The following is a 650-nucleotide window of genomic DNA, read 5'->3' as shown; positions in this document are numbered from 1 at the left end:
GCCTCGCACACCTCGCCCGAGTCCACGAGCTTGCGCAGCATCCGGCTGACGCTGGATTTCTCAAGGTGCAGGCGCAAGCCCAGGTCCCGGGCGCTGACCTCGCCCGCATCGATCTCGATCAGGGCATGAACGGCGGACGGCGACAGGTCCACGCCCGCGAACTGGCCGCCCATGAAACCCCAGTCGCGCGCCATGGAGCGCGAGGCCGCCCGGATCTCCTCGACCAGAGAACGTTCCGAATCCGAAAAAAAGACCATATAGTTGCACTATACAACTATATGAGCGACTCACGCAACTGACCGGTCAAGCCCCGGGATGCGCGCCGTCCCAATGTCCGCCGACCGGACCCTCTGTCGGATAAATCGATTTGATCACCGGCCCCAGCTTTGTCGAGGCGCAATTGGCACCATCTGTCAGATACTTATTCGCGCCACCACGATTACCAATCGCCGGCCAATTCGATCTGCAAACAACTCGGACAATTCACGTTCGTTGGGGCATCTACTGATTGATACCCGGAGGATCTATTTGATCAGCATTGATCCATGTCAATTGCGTTACGCGACCGGCGGAGAGGCAATCAATCAAAGACGCAATTGAGAGTGAATATTCGGTCTTTTCGGACTCTATAAATCTCCCGTGCTGCCGAT

At 57.2% G+C, this 650-nt stretch carries 1 protein-coding gene; it reads right to left on the bottom strand.

What is annotated here, in order from left to right:
- Positions 1-257, bottom strand: a 257-nt coding sequence (locus tag AC1D01_RS37625) for a MarR family transcriptional regulator (RefSeq protein ID WP_477875044.1), incomplete at its 3' end; no start/stop codon positions are given.
- Positions 258-650: the final 393 nt, after the last annotated feature.

This window comes from Rhizobacter sp. P3_B12 (assembly GCF_056402895.1).
Note: the sequence above shows the minus strand (reverse complement) of the source record. Positions and strands in the feature narration are given on the sequence as shown.